Source organism: Thalassospira sp. HF15, assembly GCF_011806525.1.
Taxonomy (GTDB): domain Bacteria; phylum Pseudomonadota; class Alphaproteobacteria; order Rhodospirillales; family Thalassospiraceae; genus Thalassospira.
Map to the genome: position 1 here is coordinate 24671 of NZ_JAAVKI010000007.1, position 20323 is coordinate 44993.

Annotated in this window: 20 protein-coding genes; 7 read left to right on the top strand and 13 right to left on the bottom strand. The window is 54.1% G+C overall.

All coding sequences use genetic code 11. The features are described 5' to 3' along the window. Nucleotides 1-24: 24 nt before the first annotated feature. The gene (locus tag HED22_RS15640; protein ID WP_167723929.1) at nt 25-357 is read right to left on the bottom strand and encodes a hypothetical protein; all 333 of its coding nucleotides are present in this window, start codon (nt 355-357) and stop codon (nt 25-27) included. A gap of 198 nt (nt 358-555) precedes the next feature. On the opposite strand from HED22_RS15640, the gene HED22_RS15645 reads away from it, so the two are divergent. From HED22_RS15645 to HED22_RS15655, 3 genes are all read left to right on the top strand, one after another. Continuing rightward, on the top strand, nt 556-960 hold the full coding sequence (locus HED22_RS15645) for an OsmC family protein (protein WP_167723932.1): 405 nt from the start codon (nt 556-558) through the stop codon (nt 958-960). Nucleotides 961-1110: 150 nt separating this feature from the next. Beyond that, the gene (locus HED22_RS15650) at nt 1111-2403 is read left to right on the top strand and encodes a carboxylesterase (RefSeq protein ID WP_167723934.1); all 1293 of its coding nucleotides are present in this window, start codon (nt 1111-1113) and stop codon (nt 2401-2403) included. A 16-nt stretch (nt 2404-2419) separates the two neighbouring features. After that, nucleotides 2420-3340 carry an alpha/beta fold hydrolase gene (locus HED22_RS15655; RefSeq protein ID WP_167723936.1) on the top strand — a complete coding sequence of 307 codons (921 nt, stop codon included), beginning with the start codon at nt 2420-2422 and terminating at the stop codon, nt 3338-3340. A gap of 3 nt (nt 3341-3343) precedes the next feature. Here the strand turns inward: HED22_RS15655 and HED22_RS15660 are convergent, their stop codons facing one another. The 4 genes from HED22_RS15660 to HED22_RS15675 form a co-directional block, all read right to left on the bottom strand. Beyond that, entirely contained in the window at nt 3344-4318 is a 975-nt protein-coding gene (locus HED22_RS15660; protein WP_167723938.1) for an adenosine deaminase, read from the bottom strand. A gap of 68 nt (nt 4319-4386) precedes the next feature. Further along, on the bottom strand, nt 4387-6153 hold the full coding sequence (locus tag HED22_RS15665) for a sulfotransferase (protein WP_167723940.1): 1767 nt from the start codon (nt 6151-6153) through the stop codon (nt 4387-4389). A 153-nt stretch (nt 6154-6306) separates the two neighbouring features. Continuing rightward, complete coding sequence (locus tag HED22_RS15670; RefSeq protein ID WP_167723942.1) at nt 6307-7203, bottom strand: DMT family transporter; 897 nt, start codon at nt 7201-7203, stop codon at nt 6307-6309. A gap of 122 nt (nt 7204-7325) precedes the next feature. Continuing rightward, a complete protein-coding gene (locus tag HED22_RS15675) occupies nt 7326-8093 on the bottom strand; it encodes an AraC family transcriptional regulator (RefSeq protein WP_167723945.1) in 768 nt (255 codons plus the stop codon). Between the two features lie 258 nt (nt 8094-8351). Between HED22_RS15675 and HED22_RS15680 the strand changes: the two genes are divergently transcribed. Then, nucleotides 8352-9422, top strand: a complete 1071-nt coding sequence (locus HED22_RS15680) for an EAL domain-containing protein (RefSeq protein WP_167723947.1) — start codon at nt 8352-8354, stop codon at nt 9420-9422. A gap of 15 nt (nt 9423-9437) precedes the next feature. Here HED22_RS15680 and HED22_RS15685 read toward each other — a convergent pair whose 3' ends face one another. After that, entirely contained in the window at nt 9438-10064 is a 627-nt protein-coding gene (locus tag HED22_RS15685) for a TetR/AcrR family transcriptional regulator (protein ID WP_217701900.1), read from the bottom strand. 162 nt (nt 10065-10226) lie between these two features. Here HED22_RS15685 and HED22_RS15690 point away from each other — a divergent pair, with 162 nt between their 5' ends. After that, nucleotides 10227-11066 carry an NAD(P)H-binding protein gene (locus HED22_RS15690; protein ID WP_167723949.1) on the top strand — a complete coding sequence of 280 codons (840 nt, stop codon included), beginning with the start codon at nt 10227-10229 and terminating at the stop codon, nt 11064-11066. A 93-nt stretch (nt 11067-11159) separates the two neighbouring features. Here HED22_RS15690 and HED22_RS15695 read toward each other — a convergent pair whose 3' ends face one another. From HED22_RS15695 to HED22_RS15725, 7 genes are all read right to left on the bottom strand, one after another. Next, a complete protein-coding gene (locus tag HED22_RS15695; protein ID WP_167723950.1) occupies nt 11160-11876 on the bottom strand; it encodes a GntR family transcriptional regulator in 717 nt (238 codons plus the stop codon). A gap of 55 nt (nt 11877-11931) precedes the next feature. Next, nucleotides 11932-13212, bottom strand: a complete 1281-nt coding sequence (locus HED22_RS15700) for a TRAP transporter large permease (RefSeq protein ID WP_175581277.1) — start codon at nt 13210-13212, stop codon at nt 11932-11934. Continuing rightward, nucleotides 13212-13664 (bottom strand): TRAP transporter small permease, encoded by a 453-nt coding sequence (locus HED22_RS15705; RefSeq protein ID WP_254870119.1) that lies wholly within the window; start codon nt 13662-13664, stop codon nt 13212-13214. Before HED22_RS15705 ends, HED22_RS15700 begins: the two co-directional genes overlap by 1 nt. An 86-nt stretch (nt 13665-13750) precedes the next feature. Then, complete coding sequence (locus tag HED22_RS15710; RefSeq protein WP_167723956.1) at nt 13751-14731, bottom strand: C4-dicarboxylate TRAP transporter substrate-binding protein; 981 nt, start codon at nt 14729-14731, stop codon at nt 13751-13753. Nucleotides 14732-15054: 323 nt separating this feature from the next. Then, entirely contained in the window at nt 15055-15966 is a 912-nt protein-coding gene (locus tag HED22_RS15715) for an AraC family transcriptional regulator (RefSeq protein WP_167723958.1), read from the bottom strand. 123 nt (nt 15967-16089) lie between these two features. Beyond that, the gene (locus HED22_RS15720; protein WP_254870121.1) at nt 16090-17280 is read right to left on the bottom strand and encodes an NADH:flavin oxidoreductase/NADH oxidase family protein; all 1191 of its coding nucleotides are present in this window, start codon (nt 17278-17280) and stop codon (nt 16090-16092) included. 48 nt (nt 17281-17328) lie between these two features. Continuing rightward, the gene (locus tag HED22_RS15725) at nt 17329-17616 is read right to left on the bottom strand and encodes a hypothetical protein (RefSeq protein ID WP_167723960.1); all 288 of its coding nucleotides are present in this window, start codon (nt 17614-17616) and stop codon (nt 17329-17331) included. 144 nt (nt 17617-17760) lie between these two features. Between HED22_RS15725 and HED22_RS15730 the strand changes: the two genes are divergently transcribed. Together HED22_RS15730 and HED22_RS15735 are read left to right on the top strand one after the other, a co-directional pair. After that, the gene (locus HED22_RS15730; protein ID WP_167723962.1) at nt 17761-18660 is read left to right on the top strand and encodes a LysR substrate-binding domain-containing protein; all 900 of its coding nucleotides are present in this window, start codon (nt 17761-17763) and stop codon (nt 18658-18660) included. A gap of 329 nt (nt 18661-18989) precedes the next feature. Further along, nucleotides 18990-20186, top strand: coding sequence for an ABC transporter substrate-binding protein (locus tag HED22_RS15735; RefSeq protein ID WP_167723964.1), 1197 nt, complete (start codon nt 18990-18992; stop codon nt 20184-20186). Nucleotides 20187-20323: the final 137 nt, after the last annotated feature.

Consider the following 20323-nt stretch of genomic DNA (forward strand, 5'->3'; position numbering starts at 1 on the left):
ATACAGGTATTAGCCGACTAATCCCTATTTTTTGGCCGGAAGATCGATATAGCCTCGGTCAATGCAATGTTCGAGTTCCTTGGCCACCGCGAGCATTTCCTGAAAACATTCGCGCAGGTGTTTGAGCTTTTTCAACTCTTCGGCTGTCGGGTGTTCATCGGCGCGATCATCGCAAAGATGGAAGGCAAATTTCAGGTAATCTGCCCGAAGTCGGGCAACCGTGATCATCAGCGGAACGGCATTTTCAACAGACATATTGGGAATGGCCGGACTGATGATCTCGTGATTGATCTCACGCAGGACATGCTCCATGCCCATCATGAAACGACTTTTGCTGCGCGTCGGGTCCTGTGTCATGTCCGTCACTCCTGCACCATAGGGATCTGAATATTTGCATCAGTATCCGCCCGGAAAGTAAAAACTCCTATAACAACCTACCACTCATGGTCGTGGATTTCATCATTGCACACCCGATTGTCCGTGATCACACCTTGCAGGCACATCCAAGGCGGGCTAGAGGTTAATACAACAGTTTTTAGAGATGGGAATGCGAATATGGAAGCGCGTGTAAAGTGGCTTGAAAACCTGACCTTCACCGGCACCAGTGGCACCGGACATGGCGTTGTCATGGATGGCGACAAGGATAACGGTTTCGGCCCCAGCCCGATGGAAATGCTTTTGCTGGGCATTGGTGGCTGCTCGTCGATTGATGTTGTTCATATCCTTAAGAAGGGCCGTGAAAACGTTCTTGATGTCGAAACCGATGTCAAAGCCGAACGCGCTGAAACCGACCCGAAGGTCTTCACCAAGATCCACCTGCATTTCAAGGTGAAGGGTGAAAACCTCAATGAAACCAAGGTTGGCCGCGCGGTCGAACTGTCGGCTGAAAAATACTGCTCGGCCTCGATCATGCTGTCGAAAGCCGCAGAGGTCACCCATAGCTGGGAACTGATCGACTAGGGGCTTACCCCAATTGATTGGCTAAAAAAGCGATCTGTTCACAGGTCGCTTTTTTGTTGCTCGCACCGTGTCTGTCTGCGCGGTAACATCGCATGCAGAACAAAAGTAAAAATCACCCCCTCCCACGGGCAAACGAACGGAGCAAACATCATGGGCACGTCCCGCATCCTTAAGACAGGCCTGGCTTCCCTTGCCCTGTGCAGCCTGTTGGCCACAGGTGCCTGCGCGACACCGGACGCGGCCCTTGACCCTTCTGGTGCGGCAGTTACTGCCCCCGCCGCGGGAACGTCGTTTGATGATTACGTACAATCAACCCGTCAACAATTGCGCGATGTGCTTTCCCAAACGCGTTTTGCCAGTGAAGAAAAACCTTTTGGCGATCACTCCATCGATCAGGTTGTCGATATCCGCGCGCCCTATGCACTTGATCCGGTTGGTGCCGCATGTGACGCAGAAGATATCGATCTGTCACAAGGCAAAGGCGTTGGCTTCCTGATGGTGCATGGCCTGACCGACAGTCCTTATTGGCTAAGTGACATCCGCGATAATTTGCGGGATCGCTTTCCCTGCGCCGCTTTCCACGGATTGCTTTTACCCGGCCACGGCACCGTCCCGGGCGACTTGCTTGATGTGGAGTACGAAGACTGGCTTAAGACCGTTCGCTTCGGGATGAACAGCTTTGGCGATGACGTCAAGCACATCATCCCGATGGGCTTTTCCACCGGGGCAGCCCTGATTGGCCGGGTTTATGGCGAACAAACCAACAAAGACCGGGTTAGCGCCCTTGTCATGCTTTCACCTGGCCTTGCGGCCAAAAGTGGGCAGGCGTGGCTCACCCCCTATGTCCGCTATGTCAAAGACTGGGTTGGCGTGGGCGAAAACAACGATCCGGGAAAATATGGATCGATGGCGATGAATGCGGCCGCAGAATTTTACCTGCTGACCAAACCCTATGGCGATGGCAGCTTGCCCGACTTTGATGTTCCGGTTTTTGGTGTTGTCAGTTCGGATGACCAAACGATCAACCCCGATGTCATGCTTGATTTTTACTGCAACAAGGTCACCTCACGTCATAAGCAACTTATCTGGTATCAGGGCGAGACCGTCGCAGCCACGGGTCTGCCAGATTGCACGGGGATTGATATTGTGCGCTCAGAAAACCACGAATTCCGCACACTTAACCACGCCCATACAGCCATCACCATGAGCCCGACTGACCCGATTTACGGCCTGGATGGTTCGGCCCCGGAATGCGGGCATTATGAGGATACCGCGGCCCGTTCGCGCTGCCAGTCAGGGACGGATACCATGTATGCGGAGCGCAACCTGTTTGACACAGCCCCGGCTGGCACGCTTCGCCGTGGAACATTCAACCCGGATTTCGCCAGCATGATGGACAAGATGGCTCGTTTCATCACGACCTCTTTGAGCCCCCAGGATTAAGCCCCGAAAACCACCCATGCCCCTCAAAACCGAAATCATCGAAACACCTGACGGCGTCAACCTGCGTTACGGTGCGCAAACGCCGGACAGTGCGCGACAGCACATCCTGATTTTGCAGGGACGCGGTGAATATATAGAACGCTATCAGGAAACCGCTGATGAGCTTGCCGAGCGTGGATTTGGCTGCGTGACGTTTGATTTTCGCGGCCATGGTGGCTCAATGCGCGAAACCAATGATCCTGTCATGGGCTATATCCATGATGTTGCCCACTATATCGCCGATACGCACCATGTCATGGATCATGTCCGCGCAGCCCATGGGATTACCTGCCGATCGGTCCTGACACATTCGACCGGCGGGCTGGTTGCCATGGCAATGATGCTTGATCAGCCGGACCTTTGGGCAAATGCGGTGATGGTCGCCCCGTTTTTCGGGCTGGGGGGACATGACTGGTTGTCGTTGGCGGCCCAGTTCGTTGCTGACAGCATGTGTCGATACGGGTTCGACAAACAGTATCTTCCCGGACAAAGCAAACTGAGCCCGCTTGCGAAGTTCGAACCGGACAACATCCTGACCTCCGATGCCGCCCGCCATGCCCGGAATGTTGCCATCCTTCACAAACACCCCAACCTTGTGGTCGGTGGCGTGTCAGCCGGGTGGCTTGATGCCTGTTTCAAGGCCCAAGCATCGGTTGCAGAGCGCATAGAAAAGATGAAATCAGGCCAATGGTCCCTGCCCCCCATCACCATGGTGCTTGCCGGAAATGATCAGGTGGTCTCCAACCAGACCACCGAGGATCTGTTTGGCAATATCCCGTCAGTCACGATTGCCGAAATCCCCGAAGCCCGCCATGAGATCCTTCAGGAGCGCGACCTTTATCGGGACAAGTTCTGGCAAATTTTTGATGCGCATATCGCGCGCTGCAAGACAGAGTAACGCTTACAGCTTTGCCAAAAGAGTAGACTTGGTTTCATCATCGACAAAGGCAGCCTGGATCGCGGTTCGTGTCAGGCCGGTCAATTCTGCCGGACTAAAGCCGAAAACCTCGTTGGCGCGCTGATATTCATCCGCAAGCGAGGTAAAGAAGAAGGGCGGATCATCGGAACCCAACGTCACCTTGACCCCGGCCTCATAAAACTTGCGCAACGGATGGGATGCGTAATCGGGGAAAACCGAAAGCGCGATATTCGAACCCGGGCAGACTTCCAGCACGATCCCGCGTTTGGCCAGTGTTTTGACCAATTTCGCATCCTCGATGGACCGCACGCCATGCCCGATGCGCGTTACAGGAAGCTTGTCAATTGCATCCCAGACGCTTTGTGGCCCCTCGACTTCCCCGGCATGGGTGGTGCAGCCCAAGCCCCCATCACGCGCAATCTTGAAGGCCGGATAGAAATCTTCCTGCGTGAACAGGCTTTCATTGCCGCCCATGCCAAATCCGACAATGTATGGATGGGCACATTCCACCGTTTCACGCGCAACCTTGACCGCGACATCCGATCCGACATGACGCACGCATGTCATGATGATCCGGCCAATGATCCCGGTTTCCTTTTCGGCGCGATCGATCCCCTCAACCACCGCTTCAAGATGTTCATCAAAGGACAGGCCACAACTGGCAGCATGGGTTGGTGAACAGAAAATCTCGACATAAAGCGTGCCAACCTTGGCCTGCTCAGTCAGGTAAAAGTGGGTCAGGTCGGCATAATCCTGCTTGGTGCGAATGGCAGCACTTGCCTTGTCAAAACTGTTGAGAAACTCGGGAAAGTCGTTCCAGATATAGCGATCCTGTTCATCGTAGATATCGTCAGGCAGGGTCAGGCCATTACGCTTGGCAAAGCTGCGCACAAGTGCAGGCGTCATCGCCCCTTCAAGATGCAAATGCAGTTCTGCCTTGGGAATGGTCCTGGTCATCGCCGTGCTCCGGTTTTCTCGGTATCAAATTGCAACTGATACCTTCTAACCCAAAGCATCCCGAGACGTCACGCAGCAACCGCACGCCGCGATGATTTGACGGCTGCACGCCACTGCAGAATTTCCGGATCATCAGCAAGTGACGCCAAAGGTCCGATGAACGGTTCAAACCGTTGCCATTTCTCTACCGAATCCTGATTGATCGGCCGGCGCACCTGAAGCATGCTCGCGGTCGCCGCGGCTTTGTCGGAGCGATAAAATTCCAGACATTCCGGATGCCATTCCAACCCGCAATGGGCCAAATAATCCCGCGCAACGGCCTCTGGCTCTGATACCAAATCCTCGTAGGACAGATCGTAAATTCTGCCTTCATCATCCGATGCAAGACATGCGTTCATCAATTCAACATAGCCGCGATAGAAATCAGCAAACTCGCCAAGATCATTTGCGAACCGCATGGGGATTGAAAACGGCGTCGTATAGATTGACAAACAGGTCGCCAACGGATGGCGATGAGTGTGAACAATCGGCGCGTCCGGGAACACCTTCCGTATGATCGCGACCCTCAAATAGTTGGCCGGTGTTTTGTTGGTAACGAACTTTTTCTCCGGCGCGTATGCAGCCAAAGCATCAAGATATTGTTTTCTTATCTTGGCTGCAGCCTTGGCATCAATTCGCCCTGCTTGCTCGGAAATCGCACCTGGTCCGACAACATCCATAATCGCCTTCGCAAGATCACCTATTTCGCCAGCAGCATGTACATCCGGGTGTGCGCCAAGAATACGTTCTGAGAGCGTTGTCCCCGATCGCGGCATACCAACGATAAAGATCGGTTTGGGACCGACGGGATCACTTGCAACAGACAGCAACGGACCATCTTTTCGCGAAGCACTCGCTGCATCACACAGCTTCTGTAATTCTTCTAGTTCACGCGTGATATCAAACGGTCTCTCGGCACGATCAGCAGAGTGCCCCTTTTGATAATAACCAAAGGCCTCCTCCATATTCCCTTTGGCTTCCTCAATTTTGGCCAATGCAAATGCCGCCTTGTACCGCTCCCCCTTCCCGGCACCAGTATTATCCAGAATGCCAGCAAGAACTTCCTTTGCTCCTTCCGGCATAGACAGCGGGCGCATAAAGGAAATGATCAGATATGGCTGTGCACAATAGTCAGGTTTACTTTTGATAATACCAAGGCTGTGTTTAACAGCCTCCGTATCCTTTCCTGCAATCGCATATGACGATGCCAGAAGCATCCGGACCGAGAGATCATTGGGTGAGCGCGAAAACAAGTCCTCAAGCGCACTTGATGCAAGCTCATACTGTTCCTGGTGCAGATATATGCGCGCCAAAAGCTTCTGGCTGTCTGCATATTTTGCACTGCTCAGAGGAATATCCCGCAACATTTCGATGGCTTCCTCAAGGCGAGGCGCATGGCAAAGTCCGGGACTTGAAACAATCTCGCGTCGGAAGATGACATCTGCAAGCATCGCCAAAAGCATGTCACTTTGCGGTGCAGCGGAAAGACGCTTTCGAACAGCAGCTTCTAATGAGGCATAGTCATTAAACGCTTGTGCGTATTGGAAGAAATTGTTCGTGACAGCAGGGAAATGTCTATCATTCAAATCCAGTGCATCAAACAGCTGCCTCAACCGCCTAGAAGCGTCGTCAATCAAACCACCTTGCAGTTCGCTGACAGCCGTCATTACTTGGATATCTGTTCGCTTGGAATGCAGACGCACCAGTCGGGCGCCAATTCTGGCTGCCCGCTGAAACTGCCCGGCTGACATTGCTTGTTTCATCTCTAATGCAATGTCGTGTTTTGGCTGACTCATTCATCTGTCCCTGGATGCGTAAAATTCACTACGCCCCCTCCCCAAGCACATACCGACTATAAGTCAATTAAGACATGCCGCACAGCACAAATATTGCTTCATCTATGTAAAATCACGTAATTGTGACCGAACTGCCACACTCTAAAATTGTTATTATGGGACAGAATTTCTTTGCCGTTGTTTTCGTGAGCCAAATTTGGCGGATGCCAGAACCGCGCCGCCAACAATCAGCATGCAGCCCGCGATGATAGCGGGCGTTGCAATCGCCTTACCAAATATGATCAGCAAGCAAGTGCTGAGCAACGGCGCACCATAGGCCAAAACGCCGAGAATCTGTATGTCGCCATGTTTTGTACCGTGGTCCCAGACGAAAAATGCCGCGCCGACCGGCCCCAGTCCAAGCCCGATAATGGCAAGCCATTGTGTGGTATCTGGCGACACCCACGTCTCAAGAATGCCATGCGTGACAAAGCCAAGAATGGCGGCTGCCCCGCAAAATCCGCTGACAGCCCCGACCGGAACATTGCGATAACGGCGATTTAGAACCGAATATCCCGACCACAACAATGAACAGATAATCGCAGCCCCATATCCCAGCGCAAATGCGCGATCAAAGGACAGGCCGTGCCCTTTACTGACCAAAAGAAAGGCACCAGAAAGCCCAAGAACGGCCCCCAACATATGGTGCCGTTTCAGGTGTTCACCGGGTAAAAGTGCTGAAAACAACACGATCAGAAGCGGCCAAAGATAGGCAATCAGACTGGCTTCGACCGCAGGCGCGTTTGCCAGTGCGACAAAATAGAAAAAGTGATAGCCAAACAATCCCCCAACGCCGAGCGCCCAGGCACCAAGTGGTTGACGCAAGGCGCGAATAACACTGCCGCCACGCAGCGTGATCCAGAGCGCACTGAAAAGGCTGGCAACACCAAAACACAGACCGACCAATTGAAACGGCGGGATATTGGCCACCGTCGTTGTGAACAGGGCAAGCAACGCCCAGAGGATTACGGCAATCCCACCGATCAGTGTTGCCTTGCGTTTGTGATCCATCGCTGCCATCCGGGTTTGTCGATTTTACAAACCGGAAGGTGCACCTGTTTGACAATTCGGTCTTTGCCGAAACTCCGAAAGTTCAAGACAAGCACAGGGCGACAAATATGGCGATCAGAGTGTCATCGAATTGCGCGACGTACCGAGCTTGGCGCACAGCCAAACCGACGGGAGAATGCACGCGAAAAGGCGCTTTGATCGGAAAACCCGACGGCGTTTGCCAAATCAGACATCGAGAGATGGATCTCGGGATCGCGCAACAGTGCCATGGCCATTTGCAGGCGCTGCTCGGTCAACCAGCGCATCGGACTGGTGCCGACATGTATCTGAAAGGCACTAAACAGGCTGCTTTCTGACTGTGTGGCGACACTTGCCAGATCGGCGATGGTGATGTCTTCGCCCAGGCGGGCCTCTGCCCATGCCATGGCGCGGACAAGACGCGGTGGCAAAGACTGCGCGCCAATTGCGCTTGGACCCGGGGCGCGTTGGCTACGCAAGAGCAAGGTTTTAAGCCACGCCAGCGCGTTCGGGCCAATATCCTCATTTGTCGCAGCAAGGGTGCCCAACAATCCAGCCAAACCGTGTTGATGACCAGAGCGCACTTCCAGATACGTTTCGGCATTGCCGTGGCGATGCCAGAGCGCCTCAATGCCGGTACGCTGTGCAAGATCGGCATTAACATCAATGACCAGAAAGCGGTTCAGGCCTTCTGCCCGATAAGCATGGGTTTTACCGGCTTCGACAAAAGCCAGCTGTCGACCGAAGACTTCCCCGCCACGACCTTCAACTTCCATCTCAAGCTTGCCGAGATCGGAAATGATGATCTGATGAAACTCACTGTGGCTGTGGCTTTCGGCTTCGGCGCGGTATTGCCGCATGCTGTATTGCATTTGGTCCTCGGAACGGCACGGTATTACCAACCATATCAGCGCTTCTGGCGATGACCAGTCCTTTTGCGCACCACGGCGGTTGATCCCTTGTGCCGGACTTTGTCGTATCAGGTAAAAAGCGAAACCAGCACATTGATTACCATCACTTCTGTGCTGGATTTTTTGTCGCGGCGAGCCATATGTTACGCTAGGCTCATCTGAATAAAACCAGTTGGCAAAAGCCAATAGCAGCATGACGGACTGATCGGGGAGAGAGAGTTGTCCTATTGTGAAAAATGTGATTCGGTTCCCGAAATCGCCCCCGCAAACGGCACACTCTATCTCTGGCCACCGGTCGCCCACACGACCGGTAAAATTCTGACCGGTGCGAAATCAATTGGTGTTGAAGTCGAAAAGACGGCATCCGTTGCGACGCTTTCCATTCATTATACCCGTCCGGGGCTCCGCAAGCTGATTGATGCCATATCAAAAGACCTTCTGCCTGAGGAACTCACCGATACCAAGGCACTGATCATGCCAGATGTTCAGCGCCCCGAGATCGACGACATCGCAGACATCACAAGCCTTGGCGCAATCCGCGCTGCCATTGGCGCAGAATGGCTGGGCGATTTATTGCGCGACAACCGATTAAATTCAGCATTTCAGCCGATTTTTGCCATCAATCAACTTGGCACCCCCTATGCCCATGAATGCCTTATCCGTGGTGAAAGCCAGACAGGGGATGTGATCAACCCGGGTCAGCTTTTCGATGCGGCACAGTCTGCCACACTCCTGTTCCAGCTTGATCGCGCCGCGCGTGCAGCCAATGTGCGCAATGCGCACAAGGCCGGGATCAATGGCAATCTGTTCATCAACTTCACGCCCAGCTCGATCTACGATCCGGATTCCTGCCTGCGTTCGACGATTGAAGTCGTCGAAGAATGCAATCTGGATCGCAGCAATGTGGTGTTTGAAGTCATTGAAACCGAAAAGGTCCGCAGCACCGCACACCTGAGCGCCATTCTTGAAAGTTATCGTGCGTCAGGGTTCCGGGTTGCACTTGATGACATCGGATCAGGGTATTCGACACTGAACCTGCTGCCGGAACTGCGCCCCGATATCATCAAGATCGACCGCGAACTGGTCGACCATGTCGATCATGACAAGTTCAAACAGGCGATTGTCAGCAAACTGATCGCCCTGGCCAAGCAGCTTGATATCGAAGTCGTCGCCGAGGGCATTGAACGCCAGGAAGAACTTGATTTCCTGCGTGACCATGACGTTGACTATGTGCAGGGCTTCCTGCTGGGGCGCCCTGCCCCGACACCGTTTGCGGCCAAGGCAGATTAACCACGGCCAACAGCCCTAAACGCGGGCCATCTCGGAAAGCTCACGTCCGACCATCCGCTTGTAGCTCGTTACAATCTCGCGTCCTTCGGCACGCGGGACGGCGATGGCAAGGCGCATGGTGGCTTCGCCCGAATACATGATCAGCAAGCACCGCGCGGCGATTATCTTGAAATCACCGTCATTGCCCCGCACGCGCAGGATCGCCTTGGCCAACAGATTCGCGTTGGCTCGGCTGACTTCCATCTCCATGTCGCGCAAAGTCTTGTCGGCCTGCGTCCCGGTCCAGATATCGCAAATCACCGGTTCGGCCAAAAACAGTTCGTAATAGGTATCAATCAGCTTGTCGAAGGCGGTTGTCAGGTCATCTGCTGTGTTGACCTCCGCCAGAGCTTCCTCGATGCAATGCAAGGATTCGGCGTTGTAGCGATCGGCAAGCGCATGAATGATCGATGCCTTGTCGGGAAAGTACTGATACAGCGATCCGATGGAGACTCCGGCCTTTTCGGCGACTTCCCCCATGCGGATTGCATCACTTCCCTGTGCTGAAATCAGGTCGCAAGCAACCTTCAGGATGGTATCGACCCGTTCGCGACTTCTTTTTTGTGTCGGCGCACGGCGCATTTTTTTCACGTTACCAGACAACGCGTTAGATCCTTTTTTCTCATGACAGCCCGACGTCTTGCGCGGGGTTTCACAGGCTTGTGATCAATCAGAACTCTTGACGATCAGAATATGAGGATTTATCACATTTGGCAAATGTGAGGATTCCTCATATTTTCAAAACCCTTGTCAGGAGCCAAAATTATGTCAACCAATCCCCGCTTTCTTGTCCTTGGCGCGACGGCCAAAACCGGCCGCCGTGTTGCCGAAAAACTGACCACCCTTGGCCATGATGTGCGCGCTGTTTCACGCAGCACGACGCCGGCCTTTGACTGGACCGATCCGAAAACCTGGGATGATGTCTTGCGTGATCGCGATGCTGTTTACGTCACCTTCCAGCCCGATCTTGCCGTGCCGGGATCTGATGAAATTATCGCAAGTTTTGCCAAGCGCGCCCTGTTGCATGGGGCAAAACGCATTGTGATGCTGTCAGGCCGTGGCGAAGAAGCCGCCCATCAGGCCGAAAATGCCCTGCACCAATCAGGTGCAGATGCCACGGTTCTGCGCGCCAACTGGTTCTTCCAGAATTTCAACGAAGACCTGTTTTTGCCCTACATCCAGCAAGGCACGTTGGCGCTGCCGGCCGGTGACACGCCTGAGCCGTTTGTCGATGCCAATGATATTGCCGAATGCGCGGTCGCCTGCCTGCTTGATGATCGCCATATCGGCAAGACCTATGAACTGTCCGGCCCGACGGCCGTGACCTTTGCCGATGTCACCAAGATCATTTCCGGGGTCACCAACCATCCGGTCAATTTCGTTCCCATCACGCTTGATGAGCTTGACGACGGCCTGGCTGCGGACGGTCTGCCTGATGAAGTCCGGGGATTGATCCGGTACCTGTTTTCCGAAGTTCTGGATGGTCGCAACAGTCAGCCGACCAATGACGTGCACGAGATTTTGGGCCGTCAGCCCAACAGCCTGCGTCACTTTGTCGAGGAAGTTGCCAGAACCGGCATCTGGGACGTCGCCAAACGCGCGTGATCTGACATGCAAACGGCGCGCTGCAAAATGCAGCGCGCCGTTTGGCGTTCTTTATTGTCATCGATCATCGCACGGTGCCACCGCACCACAGGATCATGAAAACAGGGTTTTGTTCTCGTCGATGATCTGCGGCAGGCGTTCCATGGTGCCAGACAGGTGCTGGCGCATTTCAGCACTCGCGGCATTACCATCGCCCGACTGGATGGCATCGATAATCGCCTTGTGGCCTTCGAGCACCGAGACCATTTTACCGGCCCGCGGCAGATCAAGGGTCCGCACACGCGCCAGATGGCCACTGCGCGCGGTGATCTGCAAATGCAGGTTGGACTGGCTGACACCGTTAAACAGGGCGGCATGGAACGTTTCGTCGAGCTGCTTGAAAAGTTCGATCTGTTCGATATCACCGACCAGCGCTTCCTGCATTTTGACAATGCCCTTGGCCTTGACGACGGCAGCAGACTCTTTGGCCTCTGCCAATTGACGCACCACTTCGCATTCTGCGGCGACGCGCAGAAAATGCTCTTCGCGGATGCGGGCAACGTCAATCTTGGTGACCACTGTCCGCGACTGGGGATAGGACACCACCAGACCATCCTGCTCGAGGCGCATGATGGCTTCGCGCACCGGGGACTGACTGACATTAAAGCTTTCAGCCAGTTCAGCACGCACCAGCGTTGTTTCAGGCAGCAGCGAAAGCGAGATGATCCGGTTGCGGACTTCTTCATACACCAATGCTGATGCAGGCACATGGGCGTTGGTTTTTACCCCGCCATCATGAATAGCAAGCAGTCCGCCCGTCGTTGTGTTCATCTTTCTCTGTCTCCCTGGCATTTGCGCACATGCCCCTGTTCGTCTGAAACTGTCATTACATCAATGTATTGGGCAACAACAATGTCAAACCTGGCACCGCTGCCATCAGAATGAAAAACAGCACCATCGCAATAAAGAACGGAATGGATGCACGTGTGTATTCCCCGGTCTTAACGCCCAATATGCCGCAGACCGTAAACATGATCACCCCCACGGGCGGTGTCAGGCCGCCAAAGTTGATCAGGGTCACAATCAAAATCCCCATATGCACCGGGTCATATCCGGCACTGACCAGAACCGGCATGACAATCGGCGTCACCAGCAGGATATTGGCCGCCCCTTCAAGGAACATGCCGCTGACAACCAACACACCAACCACAAGGATCAGGATCGCCGTCCTGTTTTCTGTAAGCGTGGTGACAAATTCAGTGATCTGTTGCGGGGCACGTTCAATCGTCATGGCATAGCCCAGCACAGCCGCCATGATGATCAGCAACATCACCATCCCCAGATCGGAGATCGAGCCGCAAATGGCTTCCTTCAAGCGGGTGAAATCGAGTTCGCGATAAACAAACAAGCCAACGCCCAGTGCATAAAACACCAGAAATGCCCCGGCCTCTGTCGCTGTAAAGATGCCAAACCTGAACCCGATGATCAGAATGACGGGAAAGGCCAGCGCCCAGATACTTTCAAAGAAGCTCGCAGTGAGGTCCTTGATCTTGGGGAGTTCAGGAAGATCGGGCGTGTAGCCGTTTTTGCGCGCAACAAACCATGACGTGATCATCAAAACGATGGTCAGGAAAATGCCCGGCAAAACACCGGCCAGAAACAACCGCCCGATGGAAACTTCATTCACAAAACCAAACAGGATCAGACCAATGCTGGGCGGGATGGTTGCGGTAATGATCGAGCCAAAGGCAAGAACCGCGGCCGTATTGGCCTTGGAGTAGCCTTTTTTGATCATGCTCGGCCCAAGCAGACGGGCCTCCATCGAGGCATCGGCCACGGCTGATCCGGAAATACCGCCCATCATGAAGCTGAGCACGATGGAAACCTGTGCCAGACCGCCGGCCATCCATCCAGTCAGGAGACTTGCGAATTTGACAAGGCGATGGGTAATGCCCGTCACATTCATAAGGTTACCGGCCAGAATAAAGAACGGCACAGCCAAAAGCGGGAAGCTTTGGGTCGCAGTGACCATTTTCTGGATGACAACCGTGGGCGGCATCGCACCGGTCATGACAAAGACCGGGATCGATGCAAGGCCAAGGGCAAAAGCCACCGGCAAACCACAGACGAGAAATAGTGTAAACAGACCTGCAATCAACAACAGCATCAGTTGACCTCCCTGTTGCGAATGCGTCGAATAAGTTGGGAAACCATGGTGCGGATCATCAAAAGAATGCCGACCACCATCGAGGCATGAATATAAGACGCATTGATTTGCGCCGCCCCGACAAGGCGTGGATGCATCAGAACCATGTTCGTCCAGGCATAATTCAGCAGAAAGACAAGAAAGGCGATGATCACCAGAATATTGATGATCTCGAGCCAGTGACTGGCCCGTTTGGAGAGGATTTCGCGCATAACCTGAAGACCGAAATGGCGATCTTCCTGCATGGCAATGTCGGCTGCCAGCATGCACAGCCAGGCAAAGATCAACTGCGCCATCTCCACAGACCAAATGATCGGTGATCCCATGGCGCGCGCAACAGAGGCCACCGCCACAAGAATGACCACGGCGACAAGCAGCATGCCCCCACAGGCAAACTCAATCCGCTTGAGCATCAATTCAATTTCCATTGTGAAGGTTGAAGTGCGTTGCCCATGATCAAAGCAACGCACTTTCGTTAGGCGGGTTGGCTAACCGGGTCTTAGCGACCAAGAACCTTGTTAACGATCTTAGCTTCTGCTTCAAGATCAAGCATCTGATAAACCGGTGCAACCGCTTCCTTGAACGGTGCAAGATCAACTTCGCTGACCGTAACACCACTTGCCGCCACATCTTCAAGCGCCTTGTCGCCAAGATCAATCGTCAGGCCAGATGCATAGCGACCATTTTCCACCGCCAGATCACGAACGATTTTCTGGTTTTCCGGTGAAATATCGTCCCAGGCGTCAGCACCGACAACCAGGGCGGTTACAAGCTGAATATGGCCGGTCTTGGTGACATTTTTGATCACTTCATAAAGCTTGGCATTCCAGATCGCGGTCGGCTGTGCTTCGGCAGCGTCAATGGTACCAAGCTGAAGCGCGCTATAGACTTCGCCCCACGCAATCGGGGTCGGTTCTGCACCCATGGCACGGATGGTTTCAATCCAGACCGGCGCGCCGATGGTGCGCATACGTACGCCCGAAAGATCAGCCGGGCTAGAAATCGGCTTCTGCGTCAGAGCATGACGTGCGCCCTGATACCAGTTCGAGGCAATCATCACGAGGCCGGATTTTTCGCGCAGTTCTTCGCCCCAGGAAATATATTCGTCCGACAGCGCGAATTTGTCGGCCTGCTCATAGGTATCAAAAAGGAACGGTGCCGACATGATGGCAAGCGACGGTACAAAGCTTGACAGACGTGCGACATCGGTCACCGTACCAATGGCCGCCCCGGCACGCGCCTGATCGATCATTTCGGTGGTATCGCCAAGCTGCGAGTTGTGGAAAACCTCGATCTCCACGTCGCCATTGGTGGCCTTTTCCACTTCTGCCTTGAACTTTTCAAGCCCCTGACCCATCGGATCATTTGGTGCCAAAACCGTTCCGATCCGAAGAGTTGTCGCAGCAGTTGCCGGCATGGTTGCCGCCAGTGCCCCCGCAAGCACGGCACACATGCCGAGTGATTTCATAGTGAGTTTCATTTTGGATGTCCTCCCGATAAAATGGCTTTTGCCAAACTAATATTTTAGTTGCTTTGAAATTCTAGGTATCCGGCACTTATCTTGTCAACGGATTTCTCAAGCCTGTTAAATTGTTTATTTTCAACATCTTAACTGGAATTGAGTTTGCCAGATACGGCCACTTGTCATCAAACTGCGAACAATTTCGACGGATTACCTATTCCGCAAACAGGTCGATTTCAGCACTTCACCCGAACCGAAGACTTAGCGGTCCAGACATGATTAGACTGCCCGATCAGATCATCTGATCGGGTTGCCTGTGCCATCAGGGAAAAGAAAAGTACCTAGCGAGAGATGTTGCGATATTTCGCGGGTGTCAGGCCGGTAAAGTGGTTGAAACGGGTGGTCAGGTGGGCCTGACTGGAAAAACCGGTCGCCAGTGCGATTTCCGCAACTGACGTGTCATCATCACGCAACATATGCATGGCCCGTTCGATGCGACGACGTAAAACGAATTTATGCGGGGCTTCGCCCACGGTTTTACGGAACATCCGGGCGAAGTGATAAGCCGACAGATCAGCGACTTCTGCCAGTTCTTCGATGGTCAGTGGCTGATCCAGATTGGCGTCGACAAAATCAAAAACACGTCGCTTGATCACAGGTGACAACCCACCCCGAACCTTGAAACCAAGATCCCGGCGCGTGGAATAGCTGCGCAGCATATGGCCCATCAACAGCTGACCGGCATTGGACATCGCCATGCGATCAGCCGGAACATTCCAATCCAGCGGCAGCATCGCCTGACGCACCGTCTGTTCGATCAATGGATCAAGAAAGAATGTTTTTTCGGGGACTTCAACCGCGTTGGGTTCGATATCAAAGGCCTCGACAACCGCCCGTTCCCAGGCAGCATGCGGGATATAAAGATGAAACAGCTCCACCTCGCCATGCACGACCCAGTCCGATGTCAGATAAGCCGGCATCAGGCAACATCGTCCGGGGCCACCACCACTCATGGGGTCCGCACCGATTTTGCGCTGAATACCCGTGCCACCGTTGACATAAAGACTGATCGTGTGGTGGTCAGGATCGGTATAGCGGGTCAAAACATCAGCGTTGCGTCGCCAATGGGCAACCGAAATGCTGTCGCCAAAGTCACCCGCGCGCAACAGGTTTGCGTCGCCAATCAACTGATTGAAGACTTCAAACTTCTGATAGCGCCCGTTGGGCTGAAAGGCAGTTTCGGTTTCCGACATAACCTGTTCCTAGGAGGATCCGTGTCCATCATCGCATCACAATGACGATTTGCAAAGCAACGTGGATGCAAGGCTGCCCTGTTTTGCGCAAGAATGTGAAAATCCCGATGACTGGCCAAACACTTATCGTCCGAAGTGCCGCAACCAGATTTGTGTCCGATCATCATCCCGCGCCTCATAGGCAGCAAGCGCCTGGTTGAGATCGTCGAACTCGGGCGCGTCCACGCCTTCTGCAAGGGTCGTCAGGCGCATTGTGTACCATGCGGTGATGCCGCCCACCGGCGCGCTTTCAAACCGGGGAAAGACCGGGTCATGCGGATCGCCGTTTTGCCAGATCGCCGGCAGGGCAGGTTCGATCACCAGTGCGCGGGCAAGTCCGATGACATCAACTACACCGCTTTCAACTGCGGCCTCTGCCTGCGTGCGGGTTTTAAAGCCGCCGGTCAGCATCAGTGGTTTGGATGTGACCTTTCGGGCGCGTTTGGCGAAATCCAGAAAATACGGGCCGGCACCTGCCCCGTCAGAGGCCGCCTTTGCACCGGGGAAGTACGTCCCACCGCTGATATCGATCAGATCAATTGTGCTTTGATCAAGGGCCTTGATGACAGCAAGTGCGTCATCTTCGCTTAAACCACCTTCGAGCTGATCGGTGGCATTCAGTTTGATGGCAACAACAAAACCGTCCCCGACGGTAGCACGAACAGCATCGACCGTTTCAAGCAGCAAACGCATGCGATTGGCAATCGAGCCGCCATAGCCGTCGCTGCGCTTGTTAAACAAAGGGGACAGAAACTGACTAAGCAAGAAGCCGTGGGCAGCGTGAATTTGTACCCCACCAAATCCGGCTTGCCGTGCAAGTTTGGCCGTCTTTGCAAACCGGGCAGGAATGTCACGAAGTTCATCAAGTGTGAGGGCCTCACATGACAAACCGGGCAGATCAAGTGCACTGGGCCCCTTGGGCGTGCTGGTCGGACCATAGGAAAGCGCCCCGGCATGCCCCAGTTGCAGCCACAGACTGCTGCCATTTACCGATCCCTGTTGGACAAGGGTGCGAAACCGGTCAAGGTCGCTAGCAGCATCAAGCACAAGATTACCGGGCTTCTCGGCGTATCGTGGCTGCCCCTGAACTTCACCGATGATCGAAACGCCGACACCACCATCAGCCCAACGTCGGTAAAGCCGGTTCTGGGCTGTGGTCGGGTGGCCGGTGCCATCCCCAAGCGAGTCCGACATCGCAGATTTTGCAATCCGGTTCTTGAGGATGACACCACTTGGCAGTTCAAGCGGCCTGAACAACGCACTTTCCATGGTCATTGACCTTCCTAAGGCTTTTGAAAATCAGGGGATTTCAAACCGAAACGCTTAGTGCCGCCTGCCGGACGGAGTTGGCCAATTTGTGACCAGCGCCGAAAGCACATCGCCAGCTTCGGCAAAACCGTCGGAGCGGCCATGCTTGATTTCATGCAATTCAGCCGCCGTCAGACGGGAAAGGTCATTTGATACAAACACACCGTGCGCGAAAGTCGTTGCAGTTGCCTTCTGTGCTGCGCGTTCTTGCCGCCAGGCTTCGATGGCAGCACGCAAGTGTCCGGTAAGACCCAAAGGGGCATATTCAATAGAGTTGATCGCTTTCATGATGAGAATCTCCAATCGTTGTTGTTTTGAGATTGAGGATTTCTCATTGATTAATCAAACGAGAAGATTTAACATTATCTATTAGAAAAACTCATAAAATGAATTTCCCGGAATATTGGGAAATATACCCATCGCGTTCCCTTACCCGAGAGGCTGGCCATGAATTCCCCGACAAGCGCTGTGCATAATCTTGATCTGGATCTTGCCCGCACTTTCGTTGCGATCTGCGAGACCGGGAATTTTTCGCGCGCCGCCGAAAAGGTCCATCGCAGCGCATCCGCGATCAGCCTTCAGGTCAAAAAGCTTGAAACCATGATCGGACGTGAATTGTTCAAGCGCGAAACGCGCAAGGTCACCATGACCGAGGACGGTGAAGTTCTTCTGAGCTATGCGCGCCGGTTGCTGAAACTCAATGACGAGGCCATGTCGCATTTCCATGCCCCGGAATTTGCCGGCACGGTAAGGCTTGGTGTCCCCAATGACACTGGCGTCGTCGTCATTCCTGAAATCCTCAAACGTTTCGCGCAAACCCACCCGCATGTTGATATCGACGTCAATCTTGGCCCGACCCGGGTGTTGCGCCAGCAGATTGATAAAGGGAACCTGGATATCGCGGTCTTCAGCTTTGATGCAGAACTTGACCGCCAACCGCCTATTCATACTGAACCGCTGGTCTGGCTGGGCGCGCGCCATGGAACCGCAGTGGACAAACGCCCCCTGCCCGTCTCGATGGCGGAACCGGGATGTTATTGGCGGACCATGGCGCTTAAGGCGCTTGATGATGCGGGGATGAATTATCGCATCGCCTATACCAGTGAATTCTGTCAGGCCCAGATTGCCGCGGTACGTGCCGATCTGGCGATTGCCCCTCTGCCGATAAGCGTGATTTCAGATGATCTGGTACATCTGGGACCGGCACAAGGCCTGCCTGAAATCGGTGAATACCGCATGACGCTTGCCAAACGCGATGGTCATGGTGCGGTCGAAGACGCACTTGCCGAACATGTCATTGCCGGTTTCCGCAAGAGTTCGGAACGTGGCATGCGGGTATTTGCCTGATCGCCCGCCAAGGCGTGCATCTTCCCAATCAAGACACATGCATATCCTCTGATTTGCATTGCTTCTAAGGATTCGGTTTATCTGGTCACTGGGCGATGAAAACCAGCAACAAAACGAACAACAAAAGCTGAAAAAACCACCAGTCCACACAATCCAAAATACCCACTTTCCGCCCCGATACTGGGCTTGAAAGCACTGGAATTCCGCGCTTAACGGCAAGAATTCGGTGTAGAATCCAAAACCTGCAGTTAAGAAACTGGAAACGTCTTGGGTTTTCTGTATACTGCCCGACGAATATAAAGGCCCAATAAAACAGGGAAGGCTACACTATGGGAAAACTCTCTACCCTCCTCTTTTCGGCAGCACTTTCGACGGCAGTCGTCGCCGGTGCCGCTGCACAGGAACCGGTAAAGATCGGCATGCTGCAAGGCTTCACCGGCCCGACGGAATCTCTCGTCAAGCCGATGGCAATGGGTGGCGAACTGGCCATTCAGGAAGTCTCCGACAGCGGCCTGCTGCTTGGCGGTCGTGAAGTCGTTTCGGTACGCGGTGATAGCACCTGTATCGACGCGGCAGCAGCTACGGCTGCGGCTGATCGTCTGGTGACGTCTGATGGCGTCGACGGCATCAATGGCGCAACCTGCTCGGGTGCGACCACAGCCATCCTGAACAACGTTGTCCGTGCAAACGGCGTCGTCATGATTTCGCCGTCTGCTACCTCGCCGGCACTGAGCGAGATCGAGGATGACGGCTACTTCTTCCGTACCGCTCCTTCGGATGCGCGTCAGGGCCAGATCATCGCAGATATCCTTGATCGCCGCGGCATCAAATCGGCTGCACTGACCTATACCAACAACGACTATGGTAAAGGCCTCGCAGACGCCATTCAGGCTGCTTACGAAGCAAAAGGCGGCAAAATCACTGCCGTTGCAGCCCATGAAGATGGCAAAGCCGACTACTCTGCCGAAATCGGCACCCTGGCATCTGCCGGTGGTGAAGTTCTGATCGTTGCTGGTTACCTTGACCAGGGCGGTAAAGGCATCATCCAGGCATCGCTTGATACCGGTGCGTTCGAAACCTTCGTTCTTCCGGACGGCATGGTTGGTGAAGCGCTGACCGACAACTTCGGCGATGCGCTTGACGGCTCGATCGGCACCAACCCGGGTACCGATAGCCCGGGCGCTTCGATGCTGGCCGATCTGGCTTCGGGCAAAGGCTTCAAAGGTGACGATCCTTACGTCCCGGAAGCTTATGACGCATCTGCTCTGCTGCTGCTTGCAATGCAGTCTGCAGGCTCGACCGACAGCTCGGTCTACAAAGACCACATCACCAAAGTTGCCAATGCACCGGGTGAAAAAATCTATCCGGGCGAACTGGCCAAAGGTCTGCAGATCCTCGCAGACGGTGGTGAGATAGACTATGTCGGTGGCACCGCGCTCGAGCTGATCGAGCCGGGCGAGTCCGCTGGTAGCTTCCGTGAAACGGAAATCAAAGGCGGCAAGTGGGAAACGGAGATGTACCACTAAGCCGATCATCCTTTGATCGCTAACGACGCTGGAACTGTCAGAGACTACGGTCTCTGGCAGTTCCTCTATTACCGGACCCTTATTGCGGCGCGACGCCAGGGAATCCGGTACTGATAGAATGACAAGGGTCAAAAAAT